The 16,450-nt window shown below is 65.2% G+C and carries 17 protein-coding genes; all 17 read right to left on the bottom strand.

All coding sequences use genetic code 11. The features are described 5' to 3' along the window. Nucleotides 1-62: 62 nt before the first annotated feature. Nucleotides 63-1,016 carry a response regulator gene (locus WDA27_00320; protein MFA5889393.1) on the bottom strand — a complete coding sequence of 318 codons (954 nt, stop codon included), beginning with the start codon at nt 1,014-1,016 and terminating at the stop codon, nt 63-65. Between the two features lies 1 nt (nt 1,017). Next, the gene (gene rpe, locus WDA27_00315; GenBank protein MFA5889392.1) at nt 1,018-1,704 is read right to left on the bottom strand and encodes a ribulose-phosphate 3-epimerase; all 687 of its coding nucleotides are present in this window, start codon (nt 1,702-1,704) and stop codon (nt 1,018-1,020) included. Nucleotides 1,705-1,722: 18 nt separating this feature from the next. Then, nucleotides 1,723-2,652 (bottom strand): methionyl-tRNA formyltransferase, encoded by a 930-nt coding sequence (gene fmt, locus WDA27_00310; protein ID MFA5889391.1) that lies wholly within the window; start codon nt 2,650-2,652, stop codon nt 1,723-1,725. Between the two features lie 5 nt (nt 2,653-2,657). Continuing rightward, complete coding sequence (gene def / locus WDA27_00305) at nt 2,658-3,182, bottom strand: peptide deformylase (protein MFA5889390.1); 525 nt, start codon at nt 3,180-3,182, stop codon at nt 2,658-2,660. Then, complete coding sequence (locus WDA27_00300; protein MFA5889389.1) at nt 3,161-4,912, bottom strand: hypothetical protein; 1,752 nt, start codon at nt 4,910-4,912, stop codon at nt 3,161-3,163. The genes def and WDA27_00300 overlap by 22 nt, the downstream gene beginning before the upstream one ends. 22 nt (nt 4,913-4,934) lie before the next feature. Continuing rightward, nucleotides 4,935-6,122 carry a methionine adenosyltransferase gene (gene metK, locus WDA27_00295; protein ID MFA5889388.1) on the bottom strand — a complete coding sequence of 396 codons (1,188 nt, stop codon included), beginning with the start codon at nt 6,120-6,122 and terminating at the stop codon, nt 4,935-4,937. Nucleotides 6,123-6,148: 26 nt separating this feature from the next. Beyond that, nucleotides 6,149-7,387 (bottom strand): bifunctional phosphopantothenoylcysteine decarboxylase/phosphopantothenate--cysteine ligase CoaBC, encoded by a 1,239-nt coding sequence (gene coaBC / locus WDA27_00290; protein ID MFA5889387.1) that lies wholly within the window; start codon nt 7,385-7,387, stop codon nt 6,149-6,151. Beyond that, entirely contained in the window at nt 7,384-7,632 is a 249-nt protein-coding gene (rpoZ, locus tag WDA27_00285; protein MFA5889386.1) for a DNA-directed RNA polymerase subunit omega, read from the bottom strand. The genes coaBC and rpoZ overlap by 4 nt, the downstream gene beginning before the upstream one ends. Nucleotides 7,633-7,726: 94 nt before the next feature. Further along, entirely contained in the window at nt 7,727-8,341 is a 615-nt protein-coding gene (gene gmk, locus WDA27_00280) for a guanylate kinase (GenBank protein ID MFA5889385.1), read from the bottom strand. Next, the gene (gene mihF / locus WDA27_00275; GenBank protein MFA5889384.1) at nt 8,286-8,600 is read right to left on the bottom strand and encodes an integration host factor, actinobacterial type; all 315 of its coding nucleotides are present in this window, start codon (nt 8,598-8,600) and stop codon (nt 8,286-8,288) included. The genes gmk and mihF overlap by 56 nt, the downstream gene beginning before the upstream one ends. 106 nt (nt 8,601-8,706) lie before the next feature. Further along, on the bottom strand, nt 8,707-9,288 hold the full coding sequence (pyrE, locus tag WDA27_00270; GenBank protein MFA5889383.1) for an orotate phosphoribosyltransferase: 582 nt from the start codon (nt 9,286-9,288) through the stop codon (nt 8,707-8,709). Next, nucleotides 9,285-9,950: an orotidine-5'-phosphate decarboxylase gene (pyrF, locus tag WDA27_00265; GenBank protein MFA5889382.1), complete on the bottom strand. Its 666-nt coding sequence runs from the start codon at nt 9,948-9,950 to the stop codon at nt 9,285-9,287. Before pyrF ends, pyrE begins: the two co-directional genes overlap by 4 nt. After that, nucleotides 9,947-10,891: a dihydroorotate dehydrogenase gene (locus tag WDA27_00260; GenBank protein ID MFA5889381.1), complete on the bottom strand. Its 945-nt coding sequence runs from the start codon at nt 10,889-10,891 to the stop codon at nt 9,947-9,949. Before WDA27_00260 ends, pyrF begins: the two co-directional genes overlap by 4 nt. Then, nucleotides 10,888-11,670 (bottom strand): dihydroorotate dehydrogenase electron transfer subunit, encoded by a 783-nt coding sequence (locus WDA27_00255; GenBank protein ID MFA5889380.1) that lies wholly within the window; start codon nt 11,668-11,670, stop codon nt 10,888-10,890. Before WDA27_00255 ends, WDA27_00260 begins: the two co-directional genes overlap by 4 nt. Further along, nucleotides 11,667-14,897: a carbamoyl-phosphate synthase large subunit gene (gene carB / locus WDA27_00250; GenBank protein MFA5889379.1), complete on the bottom strand. Its 3,231-nt coding sequence runs from the start codon at nt 14,895-14,897 to the stop codon at nt 11,667-11,669. The genes WDA27_00255 and carB overlap by 4 nt, the downstream gene beginning before the upstream one ends. Beyond that, nucleotides 14,898-15,281, bottom strand: coding sequence for a hypothetical protein (locus WDA27_00245; protein MFA5889378.1), 384 nt, complete (start codon nt 15,279-15,281; stop codon nt 14,898-14,900). Then, entirely contained in the window at nt 15,281-16,414 is a 1,134-nt protein-coding gene (gene carA / locus WDA27_00240) for a glutamine-hydrolyzing carbamoyl-phosphate synthase small subunit (GenBank protein ID MFA5889377.1), read from the bottom strand. The genes WDA27_00245 and carA overlap by 1 nt, the downstream gene beginning before the upstream one ends. Nucleotides 16,415-16,450: the final 36 nt, after the last annotated feature.

Genomic DNA, 16,450 nt, shown 5'->3' with positions numbered 1-16,450 from the left:
GTACCAGGGAGTAACAAGGCAGTTTCCCGACCCATTTACGCAGGTCCCGGGCCGATTCGGGCCTAGAGCCGGGGGCCGGAGGATTGCGAATCGCCGCGCCCTCGCCGATCGATGATCCAAACGCTCCCAGTCTGCTTCTTGACGTAAGCCTTCATCTCCGTAGCAACTTCAACCAGTTCGCGATAGTCATCCACCAAACCGTGCTCGTTGGTAGCCCCCCCGATCGAGACGGTCAGCAAAGGGAACTCCACTTGGCGACCAAGGCGGTCGGAAAGAACGATGTGCCCGCGTTCGGCATCCTCGGCGTCGTAGAGCGAGGCCACCCCCCCATCGAAGCGCTCCACGAGGGACTCGGAGATTCCCGCAGCGGCAAGCGCATCGCAGATCACAACGAAATCGTCGCCCCCTATGTGGCCGACAAACGCCGACGGGTGATCCTCCGCCACCTCCCGCAGCGTCGCAGCGAGGTAGTTAATCGCCCGATCCCCGCGCGTGAACCCGTAGCAGTCGTTGAAGCTCTTGAAGTTGTCAAGGTCGAGCCAAAGCACTCCGAAGGTCTCCCCCGCAGCCAGCCGCTGACGCATCTCTGCGTCGATCTGGACATTCCCGGGCAGTCCCGTCAGCGGCGAAACAGCCCGCATTTCGCGAGTTCTCCTCAACGTCGTCTTGACCCGCGCAACAAGTTCCAGAGGGTCAAAGGGTTTGGAGATGTAATCGTCGGCGCCCGCCGTCAGCCCGAGGATCTTGTCGGCGGACATGGCGCGAGCGGTCAACATGATCACGCTCACGTGGCTCGTGCGGCTGTCGCGACGCAACCGCTGGCAAACCTCGAATCCGTCCACCTCGGGCATCATGACGTCGAGGATCAACAGAGCCGGCTTGAGCGTGCGAACCTTGTCCAGCGCCTGCTTTCCGTCGGCGACCGTGGCAACGTCGAACCCCTCCAGCCGCAAGTTCATCTCAACGAAACGGAGGATGTCCGGATCGTCGTCCGCGACCAGGATCAGATCCGCCATGTCAATGCCCCGCCGACGACTCCCAGGAAACCAACATCTCCTTCAACTCGCGCGCGGCCTGCGCCGCGTCTGGAGCGCCGAAGATAGCCGACGCGGCCCCCAGCACCGTCGCGCCCGCTTCCAGCACCCGACGCCCGGTCTCAAGCCCGAGCCCCCCGTCAACAGAGACCGCAACCTGTAACCCTCGCCGGTCGATCTCACGGCGCGCCGCCGCGATCTTCGGCAAGACATCCGCGATGAACTTCTGTCCGGCCCAACCCGGATGCACCGTCATGCAGTTCAGTACGTCGATTCCGTCGAGGTAGGGCATGACCGCATCCAGCGGTGTCTCCGGGTTCACCGCCAAGCCGACCCCCAGCCCCAGCGAACGCGCTCTCTCGATCAGGGCAGTAGGGTCGGGGACAACTTCGATGTGCGCGAGGACCGAGTCCGCGCCTGCCTCGGCGAACTGCGCGAGTTGCCCTAATGGATCGCTCACCATCAGGTGGCATTCCAGCGGCAGTTTCGTCACGGCTTTGAGCGAAGCCACCACGACCGGACCAAGCGTAATCGGGGGAACGAAGTGCCCGTCCATTACGTCCACGTGCAACAAGTCGGAGTACGGCTCAACGCGAGCCACTTCCTCGCCCAGGCGTGCGAAGTCGGCGGAAAGGATCGATGGAGCGAGTCGGTACCGCGGCGTCGTCATGCAGCGGATTCTAGTCGTTCACGCGAGGCCGTCGCCCAGGAGTTCGTTCTCGTGAGGACGATAGCCGCGGACGAACTCAACTCCCGACATCGTCCGCTTTCCCTCCGGCTGGACCTCCAGCAATGTGATCGGTGCGTCGCCGGTTCCAACGATCAGATCGGACCCGGCGGCGATTACGCCTGCGGCGAGACCGATCGGGGTCGCACAGGCGCGCGCGCGCCAGATACCGAGCCTTCGCCCGCGGAATGTTGTAAACGCGCCCGGCCGCGGATTGAGCCCGCGGACGAGGTTGACGATGCCCTCGGCCGACGCAGCCCACTCGATCTTCGCGTCTTTCGTTGAGATCTTGCGCGCCGGAGTCGCCTGCATGTCGCTCTGCTCCACAGGAGCGGCGGTCCCGGATTCCAAGGCATCGAGCGCGCGCACGAGCAGCGCAGCGCCGATCGGCGCAAGCAGCGCAAGCACATCCCCTGCCGTCGCCTCCGGCTCGATGGAGATCTCCTCGCGAAGCAACACGGGGCCGGTATCCACCGTCGGCTCAAGCAGGAATACCGAAACGCCCGTCTCGGTCGCACCGTCCATCAATGCCCGCTGTACCGGAGCGGCCCCTCGGTAATGGGGCAGCAAAGAGAAGTGAACATTCACAGCAGGCGCAATCCGCAGGATTCCGGGAGGCAAGATGTGTCCGTAAGCCACGACGGCCAGCGCGTCCGGCGCCAAAGCCGCGAGTATGTCGGCGAACCCCGGCTCCGCCGGACGGCCCGGCTGCAGGACCGGAAGGCCCGACTGCGTCGCAAGCTCCTTCACAGGTGAAGGCTGCACGGATCGTCCGCGCCCTCGCGGACGATCCGGCTGAGTGACGACACCTACAACCTCGTGCGATGACGCCAGCAGTGCGTAGAGACTCTGCGCCGCCACGTCGGGCGTTCCGAAAAAGACGATACGCATGGCGACTACAGCGCGCGCGCAGAGCGCGGCGGCGCGGTCATCCCAAAGTCTTGATCTCTCAGATGCCGCATCGCCTCACGGCGCAACTCGGGGGCGAGCCGATCGATGAACAAGATCCCGTCGAGATGATCGATCTCGTGCTGAAATATGCGCGCCAGTAGACCCTCGGCATCGTGCTCGACCTCAACGCCGATCAGGTCTTGAGCGCGGACCCGAACACACAGCGCCCGCACGACGGGGAAGTACATACCCGGGACCGAAAGGCAGCCTTCCTCGCCTTCCTCTGTCTCGTCGGAGAAGCATACGATTTCGGGGTTCACCAGCGTGCCGTTGCGCTCCCCGGAGTCAAAGGTAAACATGCGGATCGGTCTGCCTACCTGTGGTGCAGCGAGTCCGACTCCCGGGGCCGCCGCCATCGTTTCGTGCATGTCTGCGGCTAGGGTCGCCAGCGCGGCGTCGAAGGACTCGACGGACTTCGCCTTCGAACGAAGCACCGGGTCTCCAACCGTCAAGATGGGCAGGATCGCCACTTCGGAACCAACACCTCCCACGGGTCCACGTCCACTCGCATGGGTTCGCCTTCGCTGCGCCACCGGGCTGCCAGCGGACCAAGCGCGTCCAGCAACTCCTGCCGCCGCCGCGCTCGAACCACGATCACCCACCGGCCGCCTGACTCAGCCGGCCCCAACACCTCCAGAGCCTCCGACGCCTGCGTCACCGCCCGAGCCGCCTCTTCAGCTCGCTCCGCCGGCACATCGATCCGCGCGAGGGCAGCAAATGGAGGATATCCGAGTTCCTTTCGGCGCGCGGCCTCCGCCCGGTACAGGACGTCCGGATCCCACCGCGTCAATGCGACAATCGCCGCTTGGCGTGGATTGAGGCTTTCCAGCACGACCCGGCCTCCAACTGCGAAGCGCGAGGCTCGCCACCACGTCCCGAAGCACTCCTCGGCAGCGCGAAACTCTGGGCTCGACAACGCGGCGTCGGCGTCGAGAATCGCAAGCATCCCGACACCCTCGATCGCGAGGTCCTTGGCGATAAACGGTGTAGAAACGATGCACTGCGCCGACCGGACCGCCGCGCGCACCTGCGCACGAGTCGCCGACGCATCCAGTCGCACAACGGCGGCAGGCGCCAAAATCCTTCCCGCGCGATCGGCGACTGACGCGAGATCCTCCGCCGACCGGTGCGCAAGCAGCACAATCCTGCGTCCGGCCTGCAATTCGACGGCCGCACTGCGCAGCGTCGGTGCACTAGGAACCAGTCCCGACCCCTCCGCGCGCATGTCGACCACCGTCACCGGAGGACGGTCACGCATTTCGCGCGCGCGCTCGGGCGCCACAAGCACGAAAGGTCCGCGCGCAGTCGCAGAGCGAGCCTCCACCGACGGAGGCACTCCGACAAGAACGAGCGTTGCCCCCGCGCGCGCCGCGCGCTCTACTGCGACCGTGCGTGCGTGGAATCGAGGCGCGCGCGCCTCCTTATAGGCCGCGCTCGCCTCATCGTCGACAACGACAAGGCCCAAGTCCCGCACCGGAGCGAAGACCGCGCTCCTACTGCCGACGGCGATCCGCTTTTCGCCCGACCGCAACGCGAGCCAGTCCCTGTACCTCGCCCTGCCGGACCGGTCCGCACCGAGCAGAGCGAGGGCATCATCCCCGAACGCACGCCGCAGCGCTGCGGCGACCTCGCCCCCCACTCGAACTTCGGGGACGAGCACGAGCGCACCCGCACCGCGAGCCACGACCGTCGCCACCATCGCGCAAACGGCCTCGCCGCGCGCAGAAGAAGCCCGCGGTCTCCATACGAATTCGCCGCCGCCGGTCTCCAGGGCACGCACAAGACGACCCCCTTCGGAGTATGCCGCGAAGCCCTGCCTCAAGTCGGCAAACGGCGCACCCACAGCCTCCGCGGATTCAGCGGCCGAAACCGCCTTCTCCTCAGAAGCAACGCGCGTCGGGATGACCGCGGCCAACGCCTCACCAAAGGTGGACAGATACCGGCCCGCAACCCACTCCGCCAAAGCGACCCCTTGCGGTTCAATCCCGGGGCCCAGCGCGCCGAACACCGCCAGCGGCCGGTCCACATCGGGCTCCGCCATCAACGCAATCACCACGCCCGTGCGCCGGCGCCGGCGAAAGGGAACACGAACAACGGCTCCGACGTCCAGCGCAAGCCCATCGGGAATCCCATAGGTGAACGCGCGGGCGAGGTGCGACAGGCTCGGCTCGACGAGAACGATCGACGCGAACCCGCTCACGACGAGCCCGAAGTGCTCCGGCCTAGAGCGCGGACTTCAGCTCTTCGACGCGAGTGGCATGCTCCCACGTGAAGTCCGCATCTTCCCGACCGAAATGCCCGTAGGCCGCGGTCTTGTGGTAGATCGGCCGGCGCAGGTCCAGATCACGAAGGATTGCCGCAGGTCGCAAGTCGAAAACCTCAGCCACCGCCTTTTCGATCTTCTCGGGGGCGACGCTCTCCGTTCCAAACGTCTCCACTTGGATGGACACCGGGTGCGCGACACCGATCGCGTACGCGACCTGGATCTCACACCGCTCGGCAAGGCCGGCCGCCACAACGTTCTTGGCGACCCAGCGAGTCGCATACGCAGCAGAGCGGTCGACCTTCGTCGGGTCCTTGCCGCTGAATGCGCCGCCACCGTGACGCGCCATCCCGCCGTATGTGTCGACGATGATCTTGCGCCCGGTCAACCCCGTGTCGGCCTGAGGTCCACCCACCTCGAACTTGCCGGTGGGGTTGACGAATAGCTTGTACCCCGAAAAGTCGAGTGCCGTTTCCTTCAGCAGCGGCTCAACGACGTGCTCCTTGATGTCCGGCGTCAAGAGCGTCTCAATGTCGATCTCCGCCTGATGCTGGGTGGACACGACAATCGTGTCCACGCGAACAGGACGACCGTCTTCGTACTCGATCGTCACCTGCGTCTTCCCGTCGGGCCGCAGGTACGGGATGATCCCAGCCTTGCGCACTTCCGCCAGACGGTGCGCGAGGCGGTGCGCCAGGTACACGGGCATCGGCATCAGCGTCGAGGTCTCGTTCACCGCATAACCGACCATCATCCCCTGGTCGCCGGCACCCTGACCGTCCAATTCGTCAATGTCGCCCATGCGCTGCTCGAACGCCGCGTCCACGCCCTGCGCGATGTCGGGAGACTGCTCCTGGATGGCGACCGAGACGCCGCAGGTGTCTCCGTCAAAGCCGTACTTCGCGCGCGTGTACCCGATGTCGCGGATCGTCTTGCGAACGATTTTCGGGATGTCGACGTATGTCGCAGTCGTGATCTCGCCGGCGACTACGACAAGTCCCGTCGTGATCAGCGTCTCGCACGCCACGCGCCCAAACGGATCGTCGACCAGGATCGCGTCGAGAATGGCGTCCGACACCTGGTCGGCCATCTTGTCGGGGTGACCCTCGGTCACCGACTCCGAGGTGTACAACCAGCGGCGAGACATGCGGACTCCTTGGTCTAGGGAAACGATCAGTCCGGTTGGCGCCGGGCCCGAAGGCTATCAGCGACCCGGTCGCAGATCACTCGGGCGATTTGGGACTTCAGCTGCAGGGGCAATTCCTCTTCCGCACCATCCGCCGTAAGAATGGCGACGCGGTTGGTATCGACTTCGAAGCCGGCATCCGGCCCTCCAACGTGATTGACGACGACGTAGTCGAGGTTCTTGGTCGCGAGCTTCTTGCGCGCACCGGCCAAGTGATCTTGCGTCTCGGCTGAAAAGCCGATCAACACCTGGCCTGCTTTGCGCGTGCCCAATTCCGCGAGGATGTCGTCGGTGCGCTCCAGCATGATCGACGGCGGCGCCGTGTCCTTCTTGATCTTCTCGGACTGCGGCGCGCTTGGACGAAAGTCACCCACCGCCGCGGCCTTTACGACCACGTCGGCAGTCGCAAACCGGCAGACGACCTCTTCGCGCATCTCCGCAGCCGTTCGCACCCGCACGACTTCCACCCCGGCGGGCTCATCGAGCCAAGTCGGGCCGGTCACAAGCGTCACCGAAGCTCCGCGCGCTGCCGCCTCGGCCGCAACGGCGAACCCCATCTTGCCGCTGGATCGGTTCCCGATGAAGCGAATGGGGTCAATCGGCTCCTGGGTTCCGCCGGCCGTGACGATGAAGCGATAGCCGGCGAGGTCTCTTCCCCTCGCCAGAAGGACCTCTGCCGCCACCAACACATTGCCGGGTTCAGCCATCCGCCCGATCCCATGGTCGCCGCCGGCAAGTTCGCCGGCCTCGGGCCCGACGAACGCGACTCCGCGCGCGCGCAACATCGCCACGTTGGCCTTGGTGGCAGGGTGCTCCCACATTTCGGTGTGCATAGCCGGCGCGACCAACACCGGCGATGCGGTGGCGAGCAGCACGTTCGCAAGTAAATCGTCGGCGATCCCGCTCGCCATCTTGGCGAGCGTGTTCGCCGTCGCAGGCGCCACAAGAACCAAGTCGGACTCCCGAGCAAGCCGGATGTGCGGCACCGTGTGTTCGTCCTCGAACAAGTCCGTGTAGACCGGGGCTCCGGTCAAGGACGCGAAGGTCACCGTTCCGACAAACCGCGTCGCGGCCGGCGTCATCACTACTTGCACGCGCGCGCCAGCCCGGACCAGCAGTCGAGCAACCTCAACCGCCTTGTAGCAGGCGATTCCCCCGGTGACGCCCAACAGCACACGGGCGCCGCGAAGGGCGCCCTCGGGTGCTTGCGGAATCGATCCGGTCACTTCCACCCTTCGATGATGCGCTCATAGGCGATCTTGCTCTGCCCGATCTCCTCCAGAGCGATCGAGAGCGGCTTACGGCCCGGGTCGGACGGCACGAGCGGCGGAACGAAATCGCCGATGCCCTCGCCGAGTTGCGTGTAGTAGGAGTTGATCTGACGCGCGCGCTTCGCGGCCATCACGACCAAGGTGTACTTCGAGTCCACCTGTTCGAGCAGGTCGTCGATCTTCGGTTGGATCAAGCTCATGTCGTCTCCTACCACTGACTTCGGGGGCGCCGGCCATCCCCGGTCGCAAAACTATCCCGCCTCCCCGGCGGGCCGGACCCGCTCCGCGAAGGCGTTATGTTGCCTCCAGTATACGGATCAGCCGCTCGATGGCATCCTCAAGATCGTCGTTCACGATCCGGAAGTCGAACTCCGAGGCGGCGGACATCTCCGAGGCAGCATTGCGGAGCCGCCGCTCTACGACCTCGGCCTCCTCGGTCGCCCGCCCCTGAAGGCGGACCCGCAGGACCTCCGGAGTGGGCGGCTCGATAAAGACAAGCACCGCGGCAGGCATCGCCGCGCGCACGGCCATCGCTCCCTGGACGTCAATCTCCAGCACGACGGTCTTTCCGGCACCGAGCGAGGACTCCACGGGATCCCGCGGCGTTCCGTAGCGGGCCCCGTGAACCCACGCCGTCTCGAGAAACTCGCCGGCGTCTTCGGCGCGCACGAACTCCTCGAGAGTCAAGAACCTGTAATGAACGCCTTCGACCTCTCCGTCGCGGGCCGGTCGCGTCGTAGCTGAAACAGAAAGGGCGAATTCCGGCCGCCGCCGCAACGCCGCCGCAACCACCGACGTCTTTCCGGCACCCGAGGGACCCGAGACTACGACAAGTCCAGCGATGGCCGACCGTCTACTTCTCGCCGAACTCCTGGAGAAGGGCCAGCTTCTGCTTTTCTCCGAGGCCACGGACTCGACGCGAGGTCGAAACGTCCAGCTTCTCCATGATCTTCTTCGCGCGAACCTTGCCCACGCCCGGCAACGCCTCAAGCACGGCCGAAACCTTCATCTTCCCGACAGTGTTGTCGGTCGGCTGCGACAGGATCTGAGACAACGTTAGCGTTCCGGCCTTGAGCTGCTGCTTGAGTTCGGCGCGCGCACGGCGCGCTTCCGCCGCCTTCTCGAGCGCCGCCCTGCGCTGCTCCTCCGTCAAGGTAGGAAGCGGCATCTGTCTCCTCCTTCACACCGACTGATAAACGCGCGGAGTGTACCACGCACATCCGACGAAGCAAGCATTTCCGCAGGTCAGAGGGCGCCCCAAAGAGGGACCCGAGTCATGAACCCTCAGATGTCCGGTGACGGCTCCCAGGGCTGCTCAGCGCCTCCCCACGCGCGCACATCGGACACTCCGACTCCGCGTAGTTCGCGGCCTCCACGCGAAGCAAGGCCGCGAGGTGGAATGCCGGCGTGGTGGAACTCCGATCGACCAGCGACCCGACACCCGCGACGGCGGCCTGAGCTGCTTCCGCAAGGGCGATGACTTCGGCCGCCGAACCGCCGGTCGTGATCACGTCTTCGACAACCAGTGCCCGGTCGGTCCGGCCGAGGCTCTGTCCGCGTCGCAATTTCATTTCGCCCTCGACGCGCTCGGCGAATACGAAGCGCACGTTCGCGGCATATGCCACCGCGTTGCCGATCAGGATCCCTCCAAGCGCCGGCGATAGCACCACGTTGAAGGATCCCTCCCCGAATCTGTGCGCGATCGCCTCCCCCAGAGACGCGGCCAGGCGCGGGTGTCCGAGCACGTGTTGACACTGGAGGTACGTATCGCTGTGCCGTCCGCTCGACAACCGAAAGTGCCCGGCCTGCAAGACGTCGTACCGTTCAAAGATGTCGCGCACCTCTGCTTGATTCATCGCAGACCCTCCAGGATTGTCATTGCCGCCGCACGCGGATCTCGCGCGCGAGTCACCGGTCGGCCGATCACAAGCCGGTCTGCCCCGGCATTGACCGCCTCCCGCGGCGTGAGTGCACGCACTTGCTCGTCGCGGTCGGACCCCGCAGGTCGCACTCCCGGGGTCACGATCAAGAACGGTGAAGGACACGCTGCACGGACTGCGACAAGATCCGTCGGCGCGCAAACGACCCCGTCACAGCCGGCATCTGCAGCAAGCTTCGCAAGCAAGGGAACGGCCTCAGCAACCGGCGGGAGACCGACCTCCCGCAACGCCGCGTCATCCAAGTGCGTCAGAATCGTCACGGCCAGGATCTTCTCGTCGGACTTCGCGTCGCTTGCCGCTTCCAACATGGCCCGGCCTCCCAGGGCGTGGACCGTGAGAAGGTCGACACGGTGCGGCGCGAGCGCGCGGACGGCGCGCGCAACGGTCGTAGGGATGTCGTGAAGTTTCAGATCGAGGAACACCGGGCGACCGCCCGCCGCTGCGACCGCATGCGGTCCTTCGGCTGAATACAGCTCCAGCCCCACCTTGAACGCGCCGGCCGCGTCCCCAATGGTTTCAGCAAGTGCCGCAGCCTCTTCCACCGTCGGCACATCCAGCGCAATGATGATCGGATTCACTGCTGCGCGTTCACCTTCCCCCTGATGTCTCCCAACCGCTCGATTCCACGCTCCTTGCAGAATTCTGCAATGCCGTCGGCAACACGTTGGGTAACGCGCGGATCGGAGAAGTTCGCCGTTCCGATCGCTACCGCAGTCGCACCCGCCAAGAAGAACTCAATCGCATCGCGCGCGGTAGCGATGCCACCCATGCCCACGATGGGCACTTCGGGCAAAGCGCGGTGGACCTGCCACACGCAGCGCACGGCGATCGGCCGGATCGCGGGGCCCGACAAGCCACCGGTCCCCGTGGAAAGTTTGGGAGTGAAAGAGTCAACGTCGATCGCCATTCCAAGCGTGGTGTTGATCAGGCTGAGCCCGTCGGCGCCGGCCTCGACTGCCGCGGACGCGATCTCTACCAGACTAGTGACGTCCGGAGAGAGCTTGCACAGCAGCGGCACCTCGACCGCACCTCGGACGGCCCGAACGACCTCAGACGTGCGCTCGGCTGCAAGCCCGAACATGAAGCCGCGATCACCGAGGTTCGGGCAACTCAAGTTCAACTCGATGGCAACCAAACCGGGAGTCCCTCGCAGGACCTCCGCGCAGCGAACGTAGTCATCAACGCTATGGCCACCGATGCTGGCAATCGCAGGAACGTCTCGCTCGTGAAGCCAGGCGAGGTCGTTGTCGCGCAGTGATCGAACTCCCGGGTTCTGCAGGCCGATCGCATTCAGCATTCCGCTCGGCGTCTCGGCGGCGCGCGGCGGCGAAATCCCGGCGCGCGGCTCCGGCGTCACGGTCTTGCACACGACTGCTCCGAGTGCGTGCAAATCAGTGAAGCCGGACATCTCCTTACCGGACCCAAAACACCCTGAGGCAGTCAGGACCGGACTGAGCAAACGCAAGCTCCCAATGCGCACCGAAAGGTCCGGAGTTGATGCCCGAGTCTCCAGGCTCACTGCCACACCACCCTCTCCGCGTCGAAGACCGGACCCTCGGAGCAGCCGCGCGCGTGACGGACCCCCTCGTCTGCGCGGACGGGAACGACACACGTCCAACACACCCCAATCCCGCACGCCATGAATTCTTCGACCGCGATCTGACACGGAACGCCGGAATCCCGCGCCTCCGTCGCGACGGCGCGCAACATACCCATCGGTCCGCAGGCAAACACCGTGCCGGAATTGCCCCCGGAGATGAGGTCCCCCAAGACATCAGTCACGCGACCCCTGCGTCCCGCGGAACCGTCCTCAGTCGTGACCTCTACCGATTCGGTGACGGCGCGCAATACCGGGTCGTCCAGGAGGCGCGCAGACGTGCGGGCCCCGATGACCGCACGCACACGACGTCCGCGCTGGCGCAGCACGGTTCCCAGCATCGACAGAGCAGCCGTTCCGTACCCACCGCCGACCAGGACGTCGTCGCCGTGCCCCTCCGGCAAATCGAATCCGTGACCAAGCGGGCCTTCTAGGTCCACAACGTCGCCCGGCGCGCGCCGGGCGAGCCAACCGGTTGTGGGCCCGACCGCGTCGAACACGATCGATACTTCGGGGCCGGACGTCGCGTACACCGAGAACGGCCGCCGCAGGATGCTCGCGGCACTCGGCGGAGGGGCGATGCTCACGAACTGCCCGGGCACCGCGGCCGCGGCGACCTCCGGTGCGCGCAGTGCGAGCAGGTGGTAGGACCCCACGGGGTGCGCACGCACGACCTGCGCCTGGACCAGCACCGGCGTCATCCCGCGTGATACTCCTGCAAACTCAGGACCGTCGGTTCACCGCCGGCGATCACCTCAATGGCCTGCAATGCCGCCTGCATTGCCGACATGGTCGTGATGCTGGGAACGCCGTACCGCACCGCAGCCGTGCGGATGTAGTCCCCGTCTTTGCGTGGGCCTCCGCCCGACGGCGTGTTGATCACCAAGGCAACCTCTCCGGCGGCGATCAGATCTCCGACGTGTGGACTTCCCTGCCCGACCTTGGCCACCACGGTTACCGCGATTCCGTTTCTCTCAAGAAGTTCGGCCGTCCCCTGCGTCGCCAAGATCTCAAACCCAAGATCGGCCAGACGACGCGCGGGCAGCACGATCGCGCGCTTGTCGGAATCCCGAACGCTGATGAACACTCGGCCGTCGCGCGGCAGGCGCGCGTCCGCCGCCTCCTCCGCCTTCGCGAAAGCCATCCCGAATGATCGGTCGATGCCCATCACTTCGCCGGTGGACTTCATCTCCGGACCCAGCAACGTGTCCGCCCCCGGGAACCGGCTGAAGGGCAGAACCGCCTCCTTTACAGCGACGTGACCACGGGAAGGCGCGATGTCGCCGGGGGGAAGAACGCCGGCCGCGCGCAGCTCGGCGATCGACTCGCCGGCCATCACGCGCGCGGCCGCCTTTGCCAGTGGAACTCCGGTGGCCTTCCCGACGAACGGCACCGTACGGGACGCGCGCGGGTTGGCCTCCAGCACGTGCACCTGACCCCCGCGGATCGCGAACTGAATGTTGATAAGGCCGCGTACGCCCAGATCGAACGCCATCATGCGCGTTGCCGCCACCACCTCGGCAATCTGGGAACGGCTGAGCGTGTGAGGCGGGATCACGCAGGCAGAGTCACCGGAGTGAATACCGGCCTCCTCGATGTGCTCCATCACGCCGCCGACGAAGATCTCGGCTCCATCGCACAAAGCGTCGACGTCCACCTCGATCGCGTCCTCCAGGAACCTGTCGATCAGGATCGGGTGCTCCGGCGACACCTGCGCGGCGGTATCGATGTATCGAGCCAGCATCGCATCGTCGTAGACAATCTCCATCGCACGACCGCCGAGCACGTAGCTCGGTCGCACCAGGACGGGGTATCCGATCCGCTCCGCGATGGCCTTCGCCTCTGCGAAGGAATGTGCCACCCCCCAAGGAGCATGCGGCAAACCCAGTCTCGCAAGCAGCTCGCCGAAGCGACCGCGATCTTCTGCGGCGTCGATCGCGTCGGGTTGCGTACCGAGAATCGTGACGCCTGCGGCCTCCAGGGCGCGCGCCAGCTTCAAAGGAGTTTGCCCCCCGAGCTGAACCATCACGCCGACCGGTTGCTCAGCGTCGACCACGGCCATCACGTCTTCGAAGGTCAGCGGCTCGACGTACAAACGATCCGAAGTGTCGTAGTCCGTAGACACGGTCTCGGGGTTGCAGTTCACCATGACCACGTCGTATCCGACCTCGCGCAGTGCGAAACACGCGTGGACACAGCAGTAGTCGAACTCGATGCCCTGGCCGATCCGATTGGGTCCGGCGCCCAGGATCACGATCGTCGGTCGCGTCGCCTTCGGAACCTCCGACTCATCCTCGTAGGTCGAGTAGAAGTACGGAGTCACAGCCTCGAACTCGGCCGCACACGTGTCTACCGATTTGAAGACCGGCAGGATCCCCCGCTCCAGGCGCGCGCGCCGCACCTGGGCCTCATCAGAACCCGTCAGAGATGCAATCTGAACGTCGGAGAACCCCATCCGCTTCGCCTCGCGCAAAAGCCCGGACGACAAGGATGCACCGGCATCCTCAATTGCCCTGCGCATCTGCGAAATCTCGGCAATCTGCGCGCAGAACCACGGATCGATGCCGGTCGCCTCCGAGACGGCTTCCACCGTCGCCCCCGCACGAATGGCGGCCTCCACCAGGAAGATCCGATCGGGGCTTGGACGCGGCACGCGCTCAAGGAGATCAGCGGCCGTTCCCGCGGGGTCCTTCCCGTCACCGTTGAGGCCGAAACGGTCCTGCTCAAGGGATCGCAAAGCCTTCTGCAACGATTCTTTGAAGGTCCGCCCGACCCCCATTGCCTCACCGACCGACTTCATCGCGCTGCCGAGCGTTGTATCCGCACCGGCGAACTTCTCGAACGTGAACCGAGGGATCTTGGTTACGACGTAGTCGATCGTCGGCTCGAACGCCGCGAGCGTCTCGCGCGTGATGTCGTTTGCTATCTCGTCGAGGCGGTAACCGACGGCGAGCTTCGCAGCAATCTTCGCGATGGGGAACCCGGTGGCCTTCGACGCCAGCGCGGACGAGCGCGACACGCGCGGGTTCATCTCGATGATCACTTGCCGTCCGGTCTTCGGATCGACCGCGAACTGGATGTTCGATCCGCCGGTGTCCACTCCGATCGCTCGAATGCATCGGATCGACGCATCGCGCATCCGCTGATACTCGACGTCGGTCAACGTCTGTTGCGGGGCTACGGTGATCGAATCCCCTGTGTGTACACCCATCGGGTCCAGGTTCTCGATGGAGCAGATGATCACGACGTTGTCGGCGAGGTCTCGCATCACCTCAAGCTCGAATTCCTTCCACCCTTGGACGCTCTCTTCGATCAGCACTTCACTTATCGGGCTTCGCTCAAGTCCCTCTCCGGCAATCCGATCGAGCCCGGCTTCGTCGTACGCGAAGCCGCTTCCGGCGCCGCCCATCATGAAGCTTGGTCGGACGATCACCGGGTAGCCGATCTCGGCCGCGAGCGCGCGCGCTTCCTGCAAGGAGTACGCCCACCCGGAGCGCGGCAGGTCGACACCGGCCTCAACCATGGCCTCTTTGAACAGCCTGCGGTCCTCTCCTCGCTGGATTGCCTCGAGGCGCGCGCCGATCAACTCAACGTTGTACTTCTCCAGCACGCCCTTCTCGGCCAGCTCCACCGCGACGTTCAGCGCCGTTTGTCCCCCGAGTGTCGGCAGCAAGGCTTGCGGGCGCTCGCGCTCGATCACGCGCGCGACCGACTCGGCCGTGATCGGCTCGACATAGGTCCGGTCGGCGAAATCGGGGTCCGTCATGATCGTCGCCGGATTCGAGTTCACGAGGACGACTCGGTAGCCGTCGGCCCGAAGCACTCTGCATGCCTGCGTCCCCGAGTAGTCGAATTCGCAGGCCTGGCCGATCACGATCGGCCCGGAGCCGACAATCAGGATGGTCTCGATGTCATTACGCCTCGGCACTCAGCGCCACCCCTCGTAAAGTCCCCGCTTCATTGCGTCCGCATACATCTCGCGCGATTCGGCCGGCGTGATCAACCCCATCTGCAGAGCGAACTTGTTCATTCCTTCAAGAGATGCAATCAAACTGCGCAACTTCTCCTCGGGTCGCCGGGGCTTGCGTCCTTTCGCTTCGCGCCCCAAAGCCATCTCAATCTGCAACGTGTCTTTCATCTCCAGGACGTGCTCGAACTCCCCCCGCAGAGTCGCGCGCGCCTGTGCGGCAAGAGCCTTGGAAGCCCTTGCTCCGGCGGCTGGAGTCGGCTTCACCGCGCGCCCCTCACGCCCCAGGGTTCGCACGCCGGAAGTCCGGCCACTGGAGTCGCCACTCGACTTCTTCGCCGGCATCACGCCTCCATCAACCGCACGAAGTCCCGGAACAGATACGCCGCATCATGAGGTCCGGGCGCGGCCTCCGGGTGGTACTGGACTCCGAACGCCGGCACATCCAGACAGCGGATTCCTTCGCAGGTCTGATCATTGAGATTGACGTGTGACACCTCCGCCGCGCCGGACAGAGTCTGTGCATGTCCGGCCGCATCGGTGTCCCATGAACTCGGATCGACCGTGAACCCGTGGTTGTGACTCGTGATCTCCACGCGGCCGTCCCGCTCTCGACGGACCGGCTGGTTGACGCCGCGGTGACCGAACTTCAGCTTGTAGGTCGTCGCCCCCAACGCGAGCGACAGCAGTTGATGTCCCAGACAGATACCGAAGACCGGCACGCGTCCCACGATCTCTCGAATGTTCCGGACTGCGGTGGGCACGGCCGCCGGGTCGCCCGGTCCGTTGCTCAGGAATACTCCGTCATAACCACCGCCGATCAGATCGGCCGCCGGCGTCGAGGCCGGGAAGACCGTGACGTCGCACCCGTGAGCCGCGAGCGAGCGCAAGATGTTGTATTTGATCCCAAAGTCGTACGCGGCCACCCTGTAGATTCGATCTCCCGAGACATCGGCACCGACGCGCTCGGCGGCTCGGTACGGTTCGGAAGTCGTCACCGCATCCACAAGATTGGCTCCCGCCATCCCCGGCGAGGCAAGAACTCGCTGCCGCAGCGACTCCACGTCGAGATCCACGGTCGACACCGCTCCTCGCATTGCGCCGACCGACCGGATGTGACGCGTGAGCCGCCGGGTGTCGATGCCGTCGATGCCGACCACCCCGGAGTCCGCAAGGTACTCCTGCAGCGAACCCATCGCCCGGTAGTTCGAGTAAGCCTTGACCGCCTCCCGAACGACGAACCCAGCCACGCGAACCCGTGACGACTCGACATCCTCACGATTCACGCCGTAGTTCCCGATATGCGGGTAGGTCATGGTCACGATCTGACGGTGATAGCTGGGATCCGTCAGGATCTCTTGGTATCCCGCCATTCCCGTGTTGAACACGACCTCACCGAAGGACTCCCCGCGCGCGCCAAAGACTCGGCCACGGAAGACCGCGCCGTCCTCCAGCACCAAGATCGCTTCATCCCGCACTCGAGCACCCCGTCGCAACGTTGATTGGACGCCGAC

The sequence above is a fragment of the Actinomycetota bacterium genome (genome assembly GCA_041658565.1).
Taxonomy (GTDB): domain Bacteria; phylum Actinomycetota; class AC-67; order AC-67; family AC-67; genus JBAZZY01.
Note: the sequence above shows the minus strand (reverse complement) of the source record. Positions and strands in the feature narration are given on the sequence as shown.